Genomic DNA, 14,925 nt, shown 5'->3' with positions numbered 1-14,925 from the left:
CAAATTATTTTTGCTACGTAGTTGTTCAACCACTTCAATACCTGTTAGATTTGGCATTCGAATGTCAAGAATTAATAAATCGGGTTGTAGTTGATCTATTAACGATAATGCTTCAAGTCCATCAGTAGCTTCGCCTACGACAGTTATGTTCGCTTCGTTTTCTAATAACGATTTTATACCATCTCTCACAAATACATGATCATCTGCCAGAACTACTCGAATAATATTACTCATGGTTTACTTAATTTTAATGCTAAATTTTTACGTATATTCATCTATAAACAAGATGCTAATATACGTAATTTTTTAGATTTTAAAATTCAACATTAAGCGTACATTAAAATTTCATTAAAAAAAATGGTAGTGTTTTGATCGGGTTTAACTCTGATAAACTCAAAAAACTTTGAAATTTTAAATTCCTAAATCGGGATATTAAAAGTGATTTTAGTGCCATCGCCCAAAATAGAATTTATAAAAATCTGACCGTTAATATATTGAATTCTTTCTTTCATAAATAATAAACCCATTCCGGATTCGCTGTGACGTTTTTTATCGACCGCTTTAATATCAAAACCTTTCCCGTTGTCCTCTATAATGACGCTTAACAAAGTATTGCTGTGCGAAAGTTGCACAATAATATGTGATGATTCGGCATATTTTATAGCATTATTGACGGCTTCCTGGGTAATTCGATAAATATTAATTTCGATAAAAGAATCCAAACGTTGGTTGAAATCGGTTTTATTGTAAAACAGAATTTCCTTTCCGGTTAATTTTGAAAGTTCCCGTGTGAGTTTTGCGAGTGAAGAAGCAATTCCGTGCTCATTCAATTGAGGAGACATTAAATTGAAAATTGCGGTACGAACACCTTTAATGATATCGACAGATAATTGTTTAAGATATTCGATTTTTTCTGCCGATTTTTCTTTGTCGTCTAAATTGATACTTTCCAGACTAAACTTCAAACCAGTAAGCATTTGACCAATTCCGTCGTGAATATCTTTAGCGATTCGGTTTTGTTCGTTTTCTTGGTTTTCTACAATTTTGCTTGAAATAATCTTTTGCAAATTGATTTTTTCACTGCTGTTTGCTATGTTTAAAAGCTCAACTTCATGTTTATCCGCAGCTTCCTGATTGCTTTTTTTCATATTTAAATCAAATTAAAGTCTTAAAGAAGCCTTTATCAAATTTAAATTTTCTTCAGAATAGTTGATTTTTAATGCTTCCTGATGTCCTTTGTCAGACATTTTATCCCAGGTTTTTTTGATAATGTTTTTTAGTTTCTCATCATCATGTTTGTGTACAAAAGGATCTAAATAATATTCTAAAAATACCAGGCAAATAACGTCTTCAAGAAGTTGAGTTTCGGCATCTTTTTTAAGTAATTTCTTTTCGATTAAAAAAGAAACGCGATCTATAAATTCTTGATTATATCTTGATTTCACTAAAATCTCGGCAGTTGTTTTCGCATGAAATTTTTTAAGATCTTCTCTCCATCTCAAATACCCCACGCGATCCATTGGGTAGGATTCACGCGCTACTTTCCATCGGCAAATGTGTTGTGCTTTTGAGGCAATCTGAACCTCTTCAGATGCTTCCGGCTCAAATTGCATCAGCCTTTGATACATTCTGTTAGAATATAATAATTCCTTTGGATATTCGGTATTTTGGTCAAGTTCAATATTTGGATCGTGAGCATTTTCAGCATCAATCCATTCACTTGCTTTTTGAAAAGGTGTGTTCATTTTTTGGTGAGATAATAGATTTCAAATATACATAATTAACGCGTTGAGTGTAATTTCTTAAAGTTTTATTTAAAGATACAATTGTTGAATATAGTTAAAAAAGAAGCGAATAAAGAAATGCATTTCTCTAATTTAACCATGCATTTTTCAAAAAGTAAGTTTTGCAATTTTATTCTTTAGCAGTAATTGTCTAGGTTTCAAATTTAAAATAATTATAAGGGTTAAAAATTATTTTAAATTTGAAAAGATTTCTAAATAATAATTCCAAAAAATGTCGTAATTTCATAAGAATTTATCTATGTTTTGTTAAAAAAGAATATTCTTAATAGAAATCTCATGAAAAATATACTTTCAATATTGCTATTACTGTCTTTTATAATAGGTTGTAAATCTATAGCCGGCAAAAATTCTGAAGTAAAAGGAACGACTTCTGAATACGGAACTCAGGAAGATCAAATGAAATATTACTTTACCGCAACCGGAAATGAGCCTTTTTGGGCATTAAAAATGGGAACAGAAAATATTGAGTTTACCTCAATAATTTCCGGCAGAGAAAAACTTGTTTTTCCTGCAAGTGAAGCGGTAAAGGCAATGGATGCTAATGTAGAAATGTACAAAGTTAGTAATGAAACATCCAGTGCAACCATTTCAATTCAGCAATTAGAGTGTCAAAATTCCATGTCAGGAGCAATTTCGCCTTATAAAGTTGCAATTGAAATCAAGAAAAATTCAGAGCTTGAATTTAAAAAATTAAGCGGCTGCGGAAGTTATAATACTGATTATCGTTTGCATGATATTTGGGTTTTAGAAGAACTAAACGGATTCAAAGTTTTTATAACCGATTTTCAAAAAGAACTTCCACGAATCGAAATTAACTCAGCAGAAAATAAATTTATGGGTTACGGAGGTTGTAATGCTGTAAGTGGCAGTATTTTTTATGAAAAAGATGTACTCCGGTTTACTCAGGTTATTTCAACACGAATGGCCTGTGCGCCCGGCAATAAAGAAGGCGAGTTTACAAAAGCACTTCAAAATACAACGACTTATTCCATTGGAGATAATAGATTAACGCTTTCAAATCCTTCAGGTAAACTTTTGGTTTTTAGAAAAGTAGATTGATTTTCAGGAGCTATTTCCTGCTATTCGCTTGTATCTTTTCCTTGCTAAAGAAGCAAGAAAAAGGATACCGCTTCTATCAGGGCTAGGGCTTTAAAGTTTTTTAGATCTTTTCAACTCTTAACTATTATATGTTTTACGTAATCTTGTTTTCCTGATCGAAGTCGAAGGATTCGCAAAGATTGTCAATAATCCTATAAACTCTACATATCGAATTACTTTACGGGACTTCAACTTCGCTCAGTCTGACAAATCCGATTGTGCTCAGTCTGACATTTGACTTCGCTCAGTCTGATAAAACAATGAAAAAATCTGTGTAAATCTGCGTTTTCGCTTTAGCGGATCCGTCAAATCCGTGGGCAATTTCGCATTGCTATTCCAATTCTTTAGGATCTTCGTCCTTATCCTCAATAAAATCAAGTTCCAGAGCTCTAACTGTTTGAACTGCATTTCCGGCAATACCACGAATAGAACCGTACATTCCTAAAGTATTATGAACTACTTTTTCGATTTGTTTTTCGCGTTGTTTCCAGATACGCTGCATGGCTCTTTTTTCAGAATCAAGATCGCCTTGCATTTGGGTAAAACCTTCAACGATTCCTTCAATTTGTAAACGGAATTCGTTGCTCGTTAAAAAATCATACAACATCGACATTTTATCCCCTTTATTTTCCTGCGCCTGAACCGCCTGACTTACCTGAATCAAAGATTGACGTAAAACGGCGCTCAAACCTTTAAATTCTTCATATGTACAAATCCAGATTCCGTCGCGCATTCCCATTCTGTCCATTCCGGCCGGCATAACTTCGGTAACTAAAACTCCAATATTGGCTCTTTTAGTTCTAATATCGTTTTTAAATTTCTCAATCCATGCGGGTTGAAATGCTTTTGTACGTTTACTTTCATAATAAATAGAACCGCAATTTTGCAATTCGCGCGTATTTACAATCTGAAGACAATCAGCACCATTTGCACCTTTTTTAATTTCATCAATTGTATCTAAAGGAAAATTATTTGCCAGCCATTCTTCAATTGCCAGTTCCATTACTTCGCCTTGTAATTGCATAGAACCTTGTTCCTGCTTGCGTTTCATTTCCTCGATCAGCTTTTTTTGATCGTCTGATTGTTTTTGGTATTCTTTTATTTTTAGTTCGTTTTTTTCTTCTTCCTGTTTACGGATTTTATCACGTTCTAAAACTAAAGTTGCGTTAAGTTGTTTTTGGGCTTCGGCTTCAATTGCTTCTTTCATTTCCAGTTTTTCACGCTGAAGTTTTGCAATTTCGCCTGTCATTTTATTAAGTTCACGAAGTTTTTCTGATTTCTCTGAAAGTTCTTTTTCCATTGAAAGCAAACGATCTTTATTTTCTTCGTCGAGTTTGGTTTTTAATTTTTCGGTAATTTCTTTTTCGGCAACCTTTTTTTCACGTTCTAAACGTTCCGCAAAAAGTTCATTTTCCTGTTTCTTTTTGGCTTCAAATTCAGATTTGGCTTTCTCAAATTGCTCATTTTTAAGTTCCAATTCCCGCGTTTGAGCATTGGCCTTTTGTTGATATTCTTTACGAATATTATCTTCTAACTGATGTTTTAAAATGTCATTTACATCGATAGTTGTTCCGCAATTTGGACATTGAATTGAAGATTGCTCCGCCATTTTTATTGATTTTATTTATGTAATGTAATAATCTGCTAAGGTATTTAAAAGTTCCTTCTTTTTACGAGATATAAATGTGATAAATTGTAACTTTTTTGCCACGAATTTTTATTAATCGCGCAAAGACCAATGATTGCAAAGTTTTTATTTAAAGCCACAGATTATAAGGATTAAAAGGATTTGTTCGCATTTTATGTCATTTCGACCAGAGGAGAAATCACACTAGAATATCCGTACAGTATGTCGCCAATCTTTGTAGAGCTTCTCGTGTGATTTCTCCTTCGTCGAAATGACAAACTGTATGCATAATCAATACTTATAAAAAAATTTCCGCCTCTGTGTCTTGCGCGATTATTTTATAGTTTGCAATTTAAATACTTTTTGTGATTTACTTTTACGGATTTCCGCCATTTAAATTAATTCGTGAAAATTTGTGAAATTCGTGGCAAAGTTTTTTATTTTTTAGAGAAATTCAATAAAAACGCAACAGCCGATTTTGTAATTTCAGATTCGTCTTCTTTTGAAGTTATTAACGAAACATCTGTATATAAATTGACTTTTTTTAATTCGATAAAACCAATTTCCGGATCTTGATTGTTTCTGGCAATATTTGAAGGAACAATCGAAATTCCCAATCCGTTTTTTACCAATTGAACAATCGAATTGATATTGTTTGATTCGTGAACCACCTTTGGCTCAAAGCCATAAAATGCACAAAGTTCCAGTAAAACCTCGTGATAATGTGGTGCGTAATCTTTATTAAAAAACACAAAAGTTTCATCTTTTAGATTCGGAATCTCTTTTTCGGAATTAATTTGAATTAAATTTTTGTTATAAACGACCGAAAATCCGTCCTGAAACCACAATTGAGATTTTATTTTTGGTGATTTTATTGGAGAACGAATAATCCCTAAATCAATTTTTCCTTGTTCTAACGCTGATATTTGTTTGGTTGTTGAAACTTCAAAAAGTTTGAAATTGACATAGGGAAATTCTGCTTTGAGATGTTGTATTAATTCTGAAATTACACTTGAATAAATGGAACTTATATAAGCGATTCTAAAATCTCCCGAAACATTTTGAGCAATTTTTTGTGTTTTGATTGTAATGCGTTCGAGATTCTGAAAAAGTGCTTTTACTTCTTTTTCGAAATATTTTCCGGCTTCGGTCAGTTCAACTTTTTTATTGTTTCGATTGAATAATCGCGCCTGAATTTCTTCTTCTAATTCAATTATCTGCCGACTTAATGGCGGTTGTGATATAAAAAGCTTTTCGGCGGCTTTTGTAAAGTTTAATTCTTCGGCTACAGCCAAAAAATATTTTAAGTGACGTAATTCCATAAATACCTATTAAGTATTAATAATTGACAAAATAAGTATTTTTAAAGTATATATGAAAGGGATACTTTTACTAAAAAAATATTTGTTTAACGCAGATTTAAAAAAGATTTAAGCGGATTTGGGCAGATTACTTTTTATATGGAATATAATTTGTAAAATAAAATGTCAAATCAATTTAATATTTTAAAAAAAAATCATTTTAAATCAGCTTAAATCTTTTTTAAATCAGCGTTAAATTAACTAAAACAAAAAACTATGAAAAAATCAACTATTGCAGAAATCAGAGAACGTTTTGATAATGATGTCGAACGGTTTTCGAATTTAGAAACCGGGCAAGTTGCAACAATTGACGCGACAATTTCGTTAGAATTAATTACAGAAGCATCTAAAAGAATTGTTCCTGATGCTCAAAATGTCCTGGATATTGGTTGCGGTGCGGGAAATTATACTTTGAAAATGTTATCGAAAGTTCCGAATTTGAATTCTACTTTGGTCGATTTGAGTTTGCCAATGTTAGAACGTGCTTTTGAACGAGTATCAAAGGAAACAAACGGAAGGGTAGAAGTGAAGCATGGAGATATTCGCGAAGTCGATTTACCGGAAAACCATTTTGATATTATTCTGGCTGGTGCGGTTTTGCATCATTTGCGTGATGATGAGGATTGGGAAAGTACTTTTTCCAAGATTTTTAAATTATTAAAACCCGGTGGATGTTTCATGATTTCGGACTTGATTACGCAGGATACTGATTTGTTGAACGAATATACCTGGCAACGTTACGGTGATTATTTAGAAGGAATTGGAGGCGCAGAATACCGCCAGAAAGTATTGGATTATGTTGAGAAAGAGGATACGCCAAGATCGATGAATTACCAATTAGATTTGATGAAAAAAGTTGGTTTTAAAAGTGTTGAGATTTTACACAAGAATATTTGTTTTGGTGCTTTTGGCGGGATTAAATAAGGTGTAATCCCTACGGGATAAAATTTAAACGATACCATTTTTTTCTAAAGTAATTAGAAAATCCGTCTTTATCAGCGTTTTCGCTTTAGCGAATCAGTAAAATCAGCGTCTAATTTTGACGCAGATAAAACAGATTTACTTCGTAAAAACGCGGATAAAAACGGATTTTATTTTTAAGAGCTTAACTTAATGAAATTGCCCGTTAAGGGTTATGTTTTTATTAAAAGTTGCCACAATACTTGATAGCAAATAGTTGAAGCAATTATACGAATCTAAACGGATTTTTTAAGTATCAAGATTCAGGCAATAAATTTATGGAATTGCTTCGCCTATTTTCTTCTGTCGGGTTCTGGAGAAAAAAACTATTTATAAAACTTAAACAATATCCACAACAATTCTTCCAATGGCGGAACCATCGCTTACGGCTTTGTGAGCTTCTATGGCATTGTCTAAAGTGAATTTTCTATCGTCGATAAGGGGTTTTAATTTTCCTTCTTCGAACAGTTTTGTAGCTTGTGTTAGAATGTTGCTATGGTGTTTTCTTCCTTCACCGCTTATTGCCGGATGCAGCACAAAAACACCATGTAAACTTGCAGAACGTAAAGAACTTGTTGCTAAATTATGAGTTCCAAAAGCGTAACAACTGGCAATTTGACCATAATGACGAATGGCTTTAAATGAATCATCTAAGGATTGACCGCCAACGGTATCGTAAACAATATCAAATCCTTTTCCTTCAGTATATTTATTTACGTAGTCTTCGACTGATTCGGTTGTATAATCAATGGTTGTTGCTCCAAATGATTTTGCAATAGATGCTTTTTGTGGGGAAACTGTTGCGTAAACATCAGCGCCAAAAATTTTGGCTAGCTGAACTACAATATGACCAACTCCGCCAGCTCCGGCATGTACTAAAACTTTATCGCCTTTTTTAACTTTTGCTCTGTCGATCAAACCTTCCCAGGCTGTAAGTAATACTAACGGAATTCCCGCAGCTTCTTTCATGGTGAGATTTGTGGGTTTTATGGCTAACAAATCAGCATCAACAGCGGTGTATTCTGCCAGAGTTCCTTGTACACCTAAAACTCCTCCGGCAAGTCCATAAACTTCATCACCAACTTTAAAATCTGTAACGCCTTCGCCAATTGCTTCTATAACTCCTGCAAGATCAGTTCCTAAAATAGCTGGTAATACGGGTGATGCATAAGGCGAATGTCCTAATCTGATTTTGTTATCTATAGGATTTACGCCGCTTGCGTGTATTTTGACTAAAACTTCTCCTTTTTTGGGAGTTGGTTTTTCGATTTCGGTGCTTACAAATTCAGCTTCGTAAGTATTTGTGAAAAGTGCTTTCATTAGTTCTTCAATTATAAGATTTGAATTGTTTTGTAAACCTGAGTTGGTGCTGATACTAAACTTTCGCTTTTAGCAATAAAATCAAGTAAATACGGCTGATTATTGTGGATGTCAAGTCCTGGTTGATCTTTCCATTCTTCCCAAATGATGAAAATATTTTCAGATGTATGAAGATCATAACGTACGCAAGCAGCCTCTTTTCTGGTTTCGGTAACTAGATGATTAAGCAGGTTTTGAATTTGTTCGATATGTTCTGGTTTACTTTTGAATATTGCTGTTGTTGATATCATAATTATAAGTTTTTAAATGTTTATTCTAAATGTTTGTTCTAAATGTTTGGTATAATTCTCTTTAAAGATATCGATATTTTCTGCTGTGGCACCTTTTTCAACGTCATGAAAATGAAAGCTTTCCAGTTTTTGCATTCCTGTGAATTTATTCATTTTATGAAAACCAAACATTGCGCCATCATCTACAGATGTTTCTTCGAAGAATTCTCCGGGAAGTGTAAAAGCGGTTGCAGGCGCATTCCAACTTGTGGTTAACATGTATTTTCGACCGTGTAATTGTCCGCCGGTTCCGTAATTAATGTCTGGATTTGTTCTGGTTCTGCCGTCGCTTTTGTAAATTCCTTTGTTGTGTCCGGCTGTAAAAACGTCGTCGATGTATTTTTTGAATTGGTTTGGCAATTGAAACCACCAAACCGGTGTGTGATAAATGATTACATCTGCCCAAACGAATTTTTCTACTTCTTGGTCTAAGTCGAATTCTTGTTTTATATCGGTTGTTTTAATTTCGAATTGCTTGCTGTTTATTAAGTATTCGATTGTCCAATTTGTAACGGTTTCATTGAATTTTCCGCCTGAATGTGCGAAGTTTTGACTTCCGTTGATGATAAATATTTTCTTCATAATGTAAATGTTCTTGTGTATTCGTGGGTTTGTGTGAGGGATAGAAGTGAAAATCCTTTTTTATAAATTTTTTCATTTATAAAAAAGATTGTAACGAATAGCCCGACCCGGAGGGACACACCCAAATTATTTTTATTGTTTTGAATTGTTGCGCATCATTTTTAAACACATAGAAGCATAGGTTTTTGAAATTAGTTTCTTAAGCACTGTTCTTAAGGTTTGTCATTCCGAGGAACGAGGAATCTTCACAAGTAACTCCGCATAGTGAATTGCCAATCTTTGTAGAGTTTCTCGCGAAGATTCCTCGTTCCTCGGAATGACAATATTGTGCAAACTACGTTTGTTGATGCAAGAGAAACGTACTTTTAAGATTGCCAAAACTATGTTTCTATATTTTTAATAATTTATTTTAATTTTGAAATTGCCTGATTGATAAAATCTAATTCTGAAACCGATAAATCGAAATCAAAAGTTTTTGCGTTTGAAATGGCTTGTTCTGCATTTCTTGCTCCGGCTAAAACAATTGTGATTCCTTTTTGTAAAGTGGTCCAGCGTAAAACCAATTGTGAGATTGAGATGTGTTTTGTGTTTGCCAATGAGCTTAATTCTTCGACTAAAGTTTTTACTTTTTGAAGATCAAATTGACCGAAATATCCGTTTCTATGATCGTTTTCTTTTAGCTTACTGTCGGTGAAATATTTTCCGGTTAATAAACCTCTTTCCATTGGACTATAAGCGATTATTCCGATATTTTCTGCGATTGTAAGCGGAATTATATCGGTTTCTATATTACGATTTAACATGCTAAACGGAACTTGGTTTGATGCTAATGGAATCGTTTTTTGTGCTTCCTGAATTTGTGCGGGACTATAATTACTTACTCCGGCTGCTCTGATTTTTCCTTGTTTTATTAAGGTTTCAAGTGTTTCCATTGTTTCATGGATTGGCGTTGTAGCGTCTGGCCAGTGAATTTGGAGTAAATCGATATAATCAGTTTGAAGGCGTTTTAAGCTTTCTTCGACTTCTTTTATAATGCTGTTTTTTGATGCGTATTTGTAAACCGGGATTTTTTTTCCGTTGTCTTCGGCATCAAAAAAGAATTCTCCTTTATTGTTGTTGCTTCCGTCCCAAACTAAACCAAATTTGGTTAATAATTGAATTTTTGATCTGTCTTGCGTTTTTAAGGCTTCTCCAATCATTTCTTCGCTTAAGCCAAATCCGTAAAATGGAGCTGTGTCGATTGTTGTAACGCCGTGATCTATTGAAGCGTGAATTGAGGCAATTGAATCTGCTTTTTCGTTTCCGCCCCACATGTTTCCGCCTATGGCAAATGCACCGTATGTAATGGTTGATAATTCAAGTTCGGTATTGCCTAATTTTCTATATTCCATAATGTTGTATTTAAACCTTAAAATTTGTTTGGCAAAATTATACCATTTTTAAGACTGTTAAGTTGTATATATTTGTCTTTTTTATGTAAATTTGTAGCCGAATTAATAAAGTGCATTATGAAAAAAGAAAATTTATACGAGCCGTTTTCCGTTTCCTTTGAAACTCTGAATGAATATCCGGATGTTGGAGATCGTCATAATTTCTTTGAATTGGTTTATATTTTGGGCGGAACGGGTTCGCAATGTATCAACAAAAATATTTTTGAATATGATGCGGGGCATATGTTTTTACTGACGCCTGAGGATTGCCATAATTTCACCATTAAAACCGAAACGAAGTTTTTCTTTTTAAGATTCAATGATATTTATTTGAAAAATTCGAGTTTGCAAAACGAAAATATTCAGCGTTTAGAATATATTCTACAAAATGCAAATCATCAGCCAGGTTGTATTTTAAAAAATGAAGCCGATAAATGTTTAGTGAAAGTGATGGTGGAAGCTATAATTCGCGAACATCAGGATAAGGATGTTTATAATAAGGAATTGATTCAGCAATTGGTGAATACGTTGATTATTGTAGTTGCCAGAAATATTGCGAAGTATTTACCGGAACAGGTAAATATTGGATGTGAGGCGAAAGCGATGGATATTTTGCAATACATTCAGAATAATATTTATTATCCTGAAAGAATTAAAGCGGAGTCGATTAGTGATTATTTTGGAATTTCAAATACGTATTTAGGGCGTTATTTTAAGAAACATGCTAACGAAACGATGCAACAATACATTAGTAATTATAAAACGAAACTGATCGAACATCGTTTGCAATTCAGCGATAAACGAATCAATGAAATTGCGTATGAATTTGGTTTTACGGATGAGAGCCACTTTAATAAATTCTTTAAGAAACAAAGAGGAAATAGTCCTTCGGAGTTTAGGAAAGTGATACGTGTTAGTGCCTAATTTATAGTCTCTTCTAAACTTTTGTCTTCTTTCTCATTAAGATAATCTTCTTTTTCAGATGAATATTTCTCGATAATTTCATCTTGAGTAATTTGTTCATACTGAAAACTAAAAATTATTGAAGCAACCTTTTGTTTTGGTAAGTTATTCTTTTTTGCAATAGTATCAATTATTTTATTGTAATCAATTTCTTTGTCATCGAAAATTAAAGTTTTTTCATAATAATCATTTAAGATTGATATGACTAGTTTTTGAGGAAGGTTTTTAGATATAGATAATAATGTTATTTTTTCGGTATCATTGTCATCTAAAAAATTGTTGTCTTTTTCAATTTTTGATTTCTCTTTTTTTATTTTTAGATCTGATTTATTATGATCACTACAAGAAATGAAATTTAACAGAGTAATACAAATAAGTATTTTGTTTACTAGTCTAAGTAGTGTTTTTATCATAAGGGAACAATATTAAATTACAATAAATTGATTGTTTATTTTTAAATTATCTTTTTGATTACACGCAATTTATGTGTGTGTTTATTAAGTTCAGGATTGTAAATTCCTAAGTGATCTAAGCGGTCAATGCGTACTTTTCCACTTGCGTGGATGATGTAATTGTTGTCCATAATAATGCCGACGTGTGTGATGTTTCCTTCTTCATTATCAAAAAAGGCTAAATCTCCAACTTCACTTTCTTCGATAAAGCTTAAAGCTTCACCTTCAAGGGCTTGTTGCGAGGCGTCTCGGTGAATTTTGTATCCGTTTAGTTTGTAAACCATTTGTGTAAAACCGGAACAATCGATTCCAAATGGTGTTTTTCCGCCCCAAAGATACGGAGCGTTCAAATACATAAAAGCGGTGTTTATTAAAGCGCTTTTAGGTTTTATGCCGCTGGTTTTTGTTCCTTCAAAATCAAAGTTTGATGTATTGATTTCGTTGTTATTTAAAAATGATAATGATGCACCAAGCGGAATTGGCAATAATAAATTATTTGATGAAGTGATATAATCAATTAAATCAGCATTTAGAATAATCGCTTCATTGCTTAATTGATTGAAATTTGCTTCGGAAATGACCTGATATTGTTTAGAATCTACCCAGCCTTCATAATCATCGAACTGAATTTTAATCCGCGCCCATTGATTTTGGCGTTCTAAAATTTCGATGTGTTCGCCAAACAAAAGTTGTGTAACGATTTCACTTCTGTCACTTGGCTCAGATCGAACGGGTACTATGGCTAGATTGCAAATTCCGAACATTTAGGGGTAATTTATAAGTTAAAAATCAGGAGTTATTTGCAAAGGAAATAACTCCTGATGTATTATTTATTTTTAAGCTCTTTCAATAACAATTGCCGATGCACCACCACCGCCATTGCAAATTGCAGCCGCTCCGATTTTAGCATTATTTTGTTCTAAAACATTTAGCAAGGTTACAATGATTCTGGCTCCTGAACATCCTAGCGGATGACCTAATGAAACTGCTCCACCATTTACGTTTACTTTATCATTATCTAAGCCAAGGATTTTAGAATTGGCTAATCCAACAACTGCAAACGCTTCGTTGAATTCAAAATAATCAACATCGCCAATTGCGATTCCTGCTTTGTCTAAGGCTTTTGGTAATGCTTTTGACGGGCTTGTTGTAAACCATTTTGGTTCTTGTGCAGCATCAGCATAACTTTTTATGTAGGCTAGGGGTTTTAATCCTAATTCGATTGCTTTTTCTTCAGACATTAAAACCAAAGCGGCAGCTCCGTCATTTATTGTTGAGGCGTTTGCAGCAGTAACAGTTCCGTCTTTTGTGAAAACAGCAGCTAATGAAGGGATTTTATCTAATTTTACATTAGTGTATTCTTCATCTTTTGAAACGATTATGGGTTCACCACGTCTTTGCGGAACTTCTACAGGAACAATCTCGTTGTCGAATTTTCCGGCATCCCAGGCTTTTGCGCTTCTTTCATAAGACTGGATAGCGAAATTATCCTGCTCTTCACGACTGATGTTATATTCAGATGCACATAAATCAGCGCAAACTCCCATTGCGTTGTTATCGTAAGCATCTGTAAGACCATCTTTTTGCATTCCGTCAAGCATTGTTGCAGGACCAAATTTGGTTCCGTTACGCATTTGTACGTAGTGCGGAATCAAACTCATGTTTTCCATTCCTCCAGCCACAACAATTTCGGCATCTCCACAAGCTATGGCTTGTGCTGCGAACATTACGGCTTTCATTCCTGAAGCACAAACTTTGTTTACGGTCGTAGCGGCAACTTCGTTAGGTAAACCGGCAAAAAGTGCAGCCTGACGTGCTGGTGCCTGACCAACTCCGGCTTGTACTACGTTGCCCATAAATACTTCATCAACTAATTTTGGGTCAAGGTTAATTTTTTGTAGTGCTCCCTTTATAGCGGCAGCACCTAATTTTGGTGCGGGTACGGTAGATAAACCTCCCATGAAACTTCCGATAGGTGTTCTAACGGCAGAAACGATAACAACTCTTTTGTTCATTTTCTGTTAATATTAGTTAATCAAGCAAATTTACTCTTTATTTGAATAAATTCAAATTTTGGGGCAATTCGATTGGATTTTAAATTTAATATCAATTTTTTGTTAATTCTATTTGTTTGATTGTGAAGTGATTTAAAAAAAAGATTGAAAAAAGATTAAAAAAACAGCAAAAATAGTTGTGAGATATGGAATGTTGTCATACCTTTGCCACCGCAAAACAGGACATGTTTCCTTGAGCTGGAGAGTTGCCTGAGTGGCCGAAAGGACTTGTTTGCTAAACAAGCGTATGGGTAACTGTACCAAGGGTTCGAATCCCTTACTCTCCGCTTAATTTTTGCCATCGGGGTGTAGCGTAGCTCGGTTATCGCGCCTGCTTTGGGAGCAGGAGGCCGCAGGTTCGAATCCTGCCACCCCGACTAAAACTTTGCCATAAAGTTTAAAAACAAATGGACGCATAGCTCAGTTGGATAGAGCACCTGCCTTCTAAGCAGGCGGTCGAAGGTTCGAATCCTTCTGCGTTCACTTTTAATTTAGGAATTTAAATTTTAAATGTCCTGAACCCTTATAAAACCTGCAAATCTGTGATTTGCAGGTTTTTTTATTTCCGCATTAAACTGCCAAAATTTTCAAAAACGCCCAAAACTTTGGGGCATTTTGGTGGCAATTAAATCGGTCAGAAAAAACTGCCACAGAAATTAGCTTAACATACTGTAAGTGAGCATGTAAAGCTGGTTAACGTCTTGATTATATGATGTTATAATTCGATCTTTATTAACTTTTAAATTATTGAATTATGTTAGAGAGCAGTGTTGGAATCTCCTTCTTTTTGAAGACTTCTACAAATGGTAGCAAAGAAAGATTTATTTATCTAAGAATCACCGTTAATTGCAAATTCTGGTAAAAGTGAGCACCCCATTCCGGTAAAAGAGAGCAATTGATTCCGGTTCAAAGTGAGCACCCTATTCTTGTGAAAGAGATCAATT

At 34.0% G+C, this 14,925-nt stretch carries 15 protein-coding genes and 3 tRNA genes; 6 read left to right on the top strand and 12 right to left on the bottom strand.

The features are described 5' to 3' along the window. The 3 genes from ACHZDT_RS21915 to ACHZDT_RS21905 form a co-directional block, all read right to left on the bottom strand. The coding region (locus ACHZDT_RS21915; protein ID WP_394776827.1) for a response regulator at positions 1-234 on the bottom strand (234 nt) is incomplete at its 3' end. Between the two features lie 185 nt (positions 235-419). Continuing rightward, positions 420-1,148 carry a sensor histidine kinase gene (locus tag ACHZDT_RS21910; protein WP_394776826.1) on the bottom strand — a complete coding sequence of 243 codons (729 nt, stop codon included), beginning with the start codon at positions 1,146-1,148 and terminating at the stop codon, positions 420-422. A 12-nt stretch (positions 1,149-1,160) separates the two neighbouring features. Then, a complete protein-coding gene (locus tag ACHZDT_RS21905; RefSeq protein WP_394776825.1) occupies positions 1,161-1,745 on the bottom strand; it encodes a DUF4202 domain-containing protein in 585 nt (194 codons plus the stop codon). 336 nt (positions 1,746-2,081) lie between these two features. Between ACHZDT_RS21905 and ACHZDT_RS21900 the strand changes: the two genes are divergently transcribed. Next, the gene (locus ACHZDT_RS21900; RefSeq protein ID WP_394776824.1) at positions 2,082-2,864 is read left to right on the top strand and encodes an META domain-containing protein; all 783 of its coding nucleotides are present in this window, start codon (positions 2,082-2,084) and stop codon (positions 2,862-2,864) included. A gap of 370 nt (positions 2,865-3,234) precedes the next feature. On the opposite strand, the gene ACHZDT_RS21895 is transcribed toward ACHZDT_RS21900, so the two are convergent. Together ACHZDT_RS21895 and ACHZDT_RS21890 are read right to left on the bottom strand one after the other, a co-directional pair. Beyond that, positions 3,235-4,512 carry a DUF2130 domain-containing protein gene (locus ACHZDT_RS21895; RefSeq protein WP_394776823.1) on the bottom strand — a complete coding sequence of 426 codons (1,278 nt, stop codon included), beginning with the start codon at positions 4,510-4,512 and terminating at the stop codon, positions 3,235-3,237. A gap of 455 nt (positions 4,513-4,967) precedes the next feature. Further along, positions 4,968-5,852 carry a LysR family transcriptional regulator gene (locus tag ACHZDT_RS21890; RefSeq protein WP_394776822.1) on the bottom strand — a complete coding sequence of 295 codons (885 nt, stop codon included), beginning with the start codon at positions 5,850-5,852 and terminating at the stop codon, positions 4,968-4,970. A gap of 255 nt (positions 5,853-6,107) precedes the next feature. Here ACHZDT_RS21890 and ACHZDT_RS21885 point away from each other — a divergent pair, with 255 nt between their 5' ends. Then, positions 6,108-6,815 (top strand): class I SAM-dependent methyltransferase, encoded by a 708-nt coding sequence (locus tag ACHZDT_RS21885; RefSeq protein ID WP_394776821.1) that lies wholly within the window; start codon positions 6,108-6,110, stop codon positions 6,813-6,815. 375 nt (positions 6,816-7,190) lie between these two features. Here the strand turns inward: ACHZDT_RS21885 and ACHZDT_RS21880 are convergent, their stop codons facing one another. From ACHZDT_RS21880 to ACHZDT_RS21865, 4 genes are all read right to left on the bottom strand, one after another. After that, complete coding sequence (locus ACHZDT_RS21880; protein WP_394776828.1) at positions 7,191-8,183, bottom strand: zinc-dependent alcohol dehydrogenase family protein; 993 nt, start codon at positions 8,181-8,183, stop codon at positions 7,191-7,193. Continuing rightward, complete coding sequence (locus ACHZDT_RS21875) at positions 8,183-8,461, bottom strand: putative quinol monooxygenase (RefSeq protein WP_394776820.1); 279 nt, start codon at positions 8,459-8,461, stop codon at positions 8,183-8,185. The genes ACHZDT_RS21880 and ACHZDT_RS21875 overlap by 1 nt, the downstream gene beginning before the upstream one ends. A 12-nt stretch (positions 8,462-8,473) precedes the next feature. Beyond that, positions 8,474-9,082 carry an NAD(P)H-dependent oxidoreductase gene (locus ACHZDT_RS21870; protein WP_394776819.1) on the bottom strand — a complete coding sequence of 203 codons (609 nt, stop codon included), beginning with the start codon at positions 9,080-9,082 and terminating at the stop codon, positions 8,474-8,476. 404 nt (positions 9,083-9,486) lie between these two features. Continuing rightward, positions 9,487-10,473 (bottom strand): aldo/keto reductase, encoded by a 987-nt coding sequence (locus tag ACHZDT_RS21865; RefSeq protein WP_394776818.1) that lies wholly within the window; start codon positions 10,471-10,473, stop codon positions 9,487-9,489. Between the two features lie 117 nt (positions 10,474-10,590). On the opposite strand from ACHZDT_RS21865, the gene ACHZDT_RS21860 reads away from it, so the two are divergent. Next, the gene (locus ACHZDT_RS21860; RefSeq protein WP_394776817.1) at positions 10,591-11,436 is read left to right on the top strand and encodes an AraC family transcriptional regulator; all 846 of its coding nucleotides are present in this window, start codon (positions 10,591-10,593) and stop codon (positions 11,434-11,436) included. On the opposite strand, the gene ACHZDT_RS21855 is transcribed toward ACHZDT_RS21860, so the two are convergent. The 3 genes from ACHZDT_RS21855 to ACHZDT_RS21845 form a co-directional block, all read right to left on the bottom strand. Next, positions 11,433-11,888, bottom strand: coding sequence for a hypothetical protein (locus ACHZDT_RS21855; protein ID WP_394776816.1), 456 nt, complete (start codon positions 11,886-11,888; stop codon positions 11,433-11,435). The two genes, ACHZDT_RS21860 and ACHZDT_RS21855, sit on opposite strands and share 4 nt — an antisense overlap. Before the next feature lie 41 nt (positions 11,889-11,929). Further along, positions 11,930-12,691: an NlpC/P60 family protein gene (locus ACHZDT_RS21850; protein ID WP_394776815.1), complete on the bottom strand. Its 762-nt coding sequence runs from the start codon at positions 12,689-12,691 to the stop codon at positions 11,930-11,932. Positions 12,692-12,763: 72 nt separating this feature from the next. Continuing rightward, the gene (locus ACHZDT_RS21845; RefSeq protein ID WP_394776814.1) at positions 12,764-13,942 is read right to left on the bottom strand and encodes an acetyl-CoA C-acyltransferase; all 1,179 of its coding nucleotides are present in this window, start codon (positions 13,940-13,942) and stop codon (positions 12,764-12,766) included. Positions 13,943-14,181: 239 nt separating this feature from the next. Here ACHZDT_RS21845 and ACHZDT_RS21840 point away from each other — a divergent pair. The 3 genes from ACHZDT_RS21840 to ACHZDT_RS21830 all read left to right on the top strand — a co-directional run bounded on the left by ACHZDT_RS21840 (position 14,182) and on the right by ACHZDT_RS21830 (position 14,464). Further along, a tRNA-Ser gene (locus ACHZDT_RS21840) sits at positions 14,182-14,268 on the top strand. A 15-nt stretch (positions 14,269-14,283) separates the two neighbouring features. Then, positions 14,284-14,358, top strand: a tRNA-Pro gene (locus ACHZDT_RS21835). 32 nt (positions 14,359-14,390) lie between these two features. After that, positions 14,391-14,464: transfer RNA gene (locus ACHZDT_RS21830), tRNA-Arg, on the top strand. Positions 14,465-14,925 lie beyond the last annotated feature (461 nt).

It is taken from the genome of Flavobacterium sp. (assembly GCF_043722275.1).
Taxonomy (GTDB): domain Bacteria; phylum Bacteroidota; class Bacteroidia; order Flavobacteriales; family Flavobacteriaceae; genus Flavobacterium.
Note: the sequence above shows the minus strand (reverse complement) of the source record. Positions and strands in the feature narration are given on the sequence as shown.

Bases quoted from the DNA above. Each gene is read 5' to 3' on its own strand.
- ACHZDT_RS21905 (WP_394776825.1), bottom strand. From the start codon at position 1,745: ATGAACACACCTTTTCAAAAAGCAAGTGAATGGATTGATGCTGAAAAT.
- ACHZDT_RS21895 (WP_394776823.1), bottom strand. From the start codon at position 4,512: ATGGCGGAGCAATCTTCAATTCAATGTCCAAATTGCGGAACAACTATC.
- ACHZDT_RS21865 (WP_394776818.1), bottom strand. From the start codon at position 10,473: ATGGAATATAGAAAATTAGGCAATACCGAACTTGAATTATCAACCATT.
- ACHZDT_RS21850 (WP_394776815.1), bottom strand. From the start codon at position 12,691: ATGTTCGGAATTTGCAATCTAGCCATAGTACCCGTTCGATCTGAGCCA.
- ACHZDT_RS21860 (WP_394776817.1), top strand. From the start codon at position 10,591: ATGAAAAAAGAAAATTTATACGAGCCGTTTTCCGTTTCCTTTGAAACT.
- ACHZDT_RS21885 (WP_394776821.1), top strand. From the start codon at position 6,108: ATGAAAAAATCAACTATTGCAGAAATCAGAGAACGTTTTGATAATGAT.
- ACHZDT_RS21910 (WP_394776826.1), bottom strand. From the start codon at position 1,148: ATGAAAAAAAGCAATCAGGAAGCTGCGGATAAACATGAAGTTGAGCTT.
- ACHZDT_RS21875 (WP_394776820.1), bottom strand. From the start codon at position 8,461: ATGATATCAACAACAGCAATATTCAAAAGTAAACCAGAACATATCGAA.
- ACHZDT_RS21845 (WP_394776814.1), bottom strand. From the start codon at position 13,942: ATGAACAAAAGAGTTGTTATCGTTTCTGCCGTTAGAACACCTATCGGA.
- ACHZDT_RS21855 (WP_394776816.1), bottom strand. From the start codon at position 11,888: ATGATAAAAACACTACTTAGACTAGTAAACAAAATACTTATTTGTATT.
- ACHZDT_RS21900 (WP_394776824.1), top strand. From the start codon at position 2,082: ATGAAAAATATACTTTCAATATTGCTATTACTGTCTTTTATAATAGGT.
- ACHZDT_RS21890 (WP_394776822.1), bottom strand. From the start codon at position 5,852: ATGGAATTACGTCACTTAAAATATTTTTTGGCTGTAGCCGAAGAATTA.
- ACHZDT_RS21870 (WP_394776819.1), bottom strand. From the start codon at position 9,082: ATGAAGAAAATATTTATCATCAACGGAAGTCAAAACTTCGCACATTCA.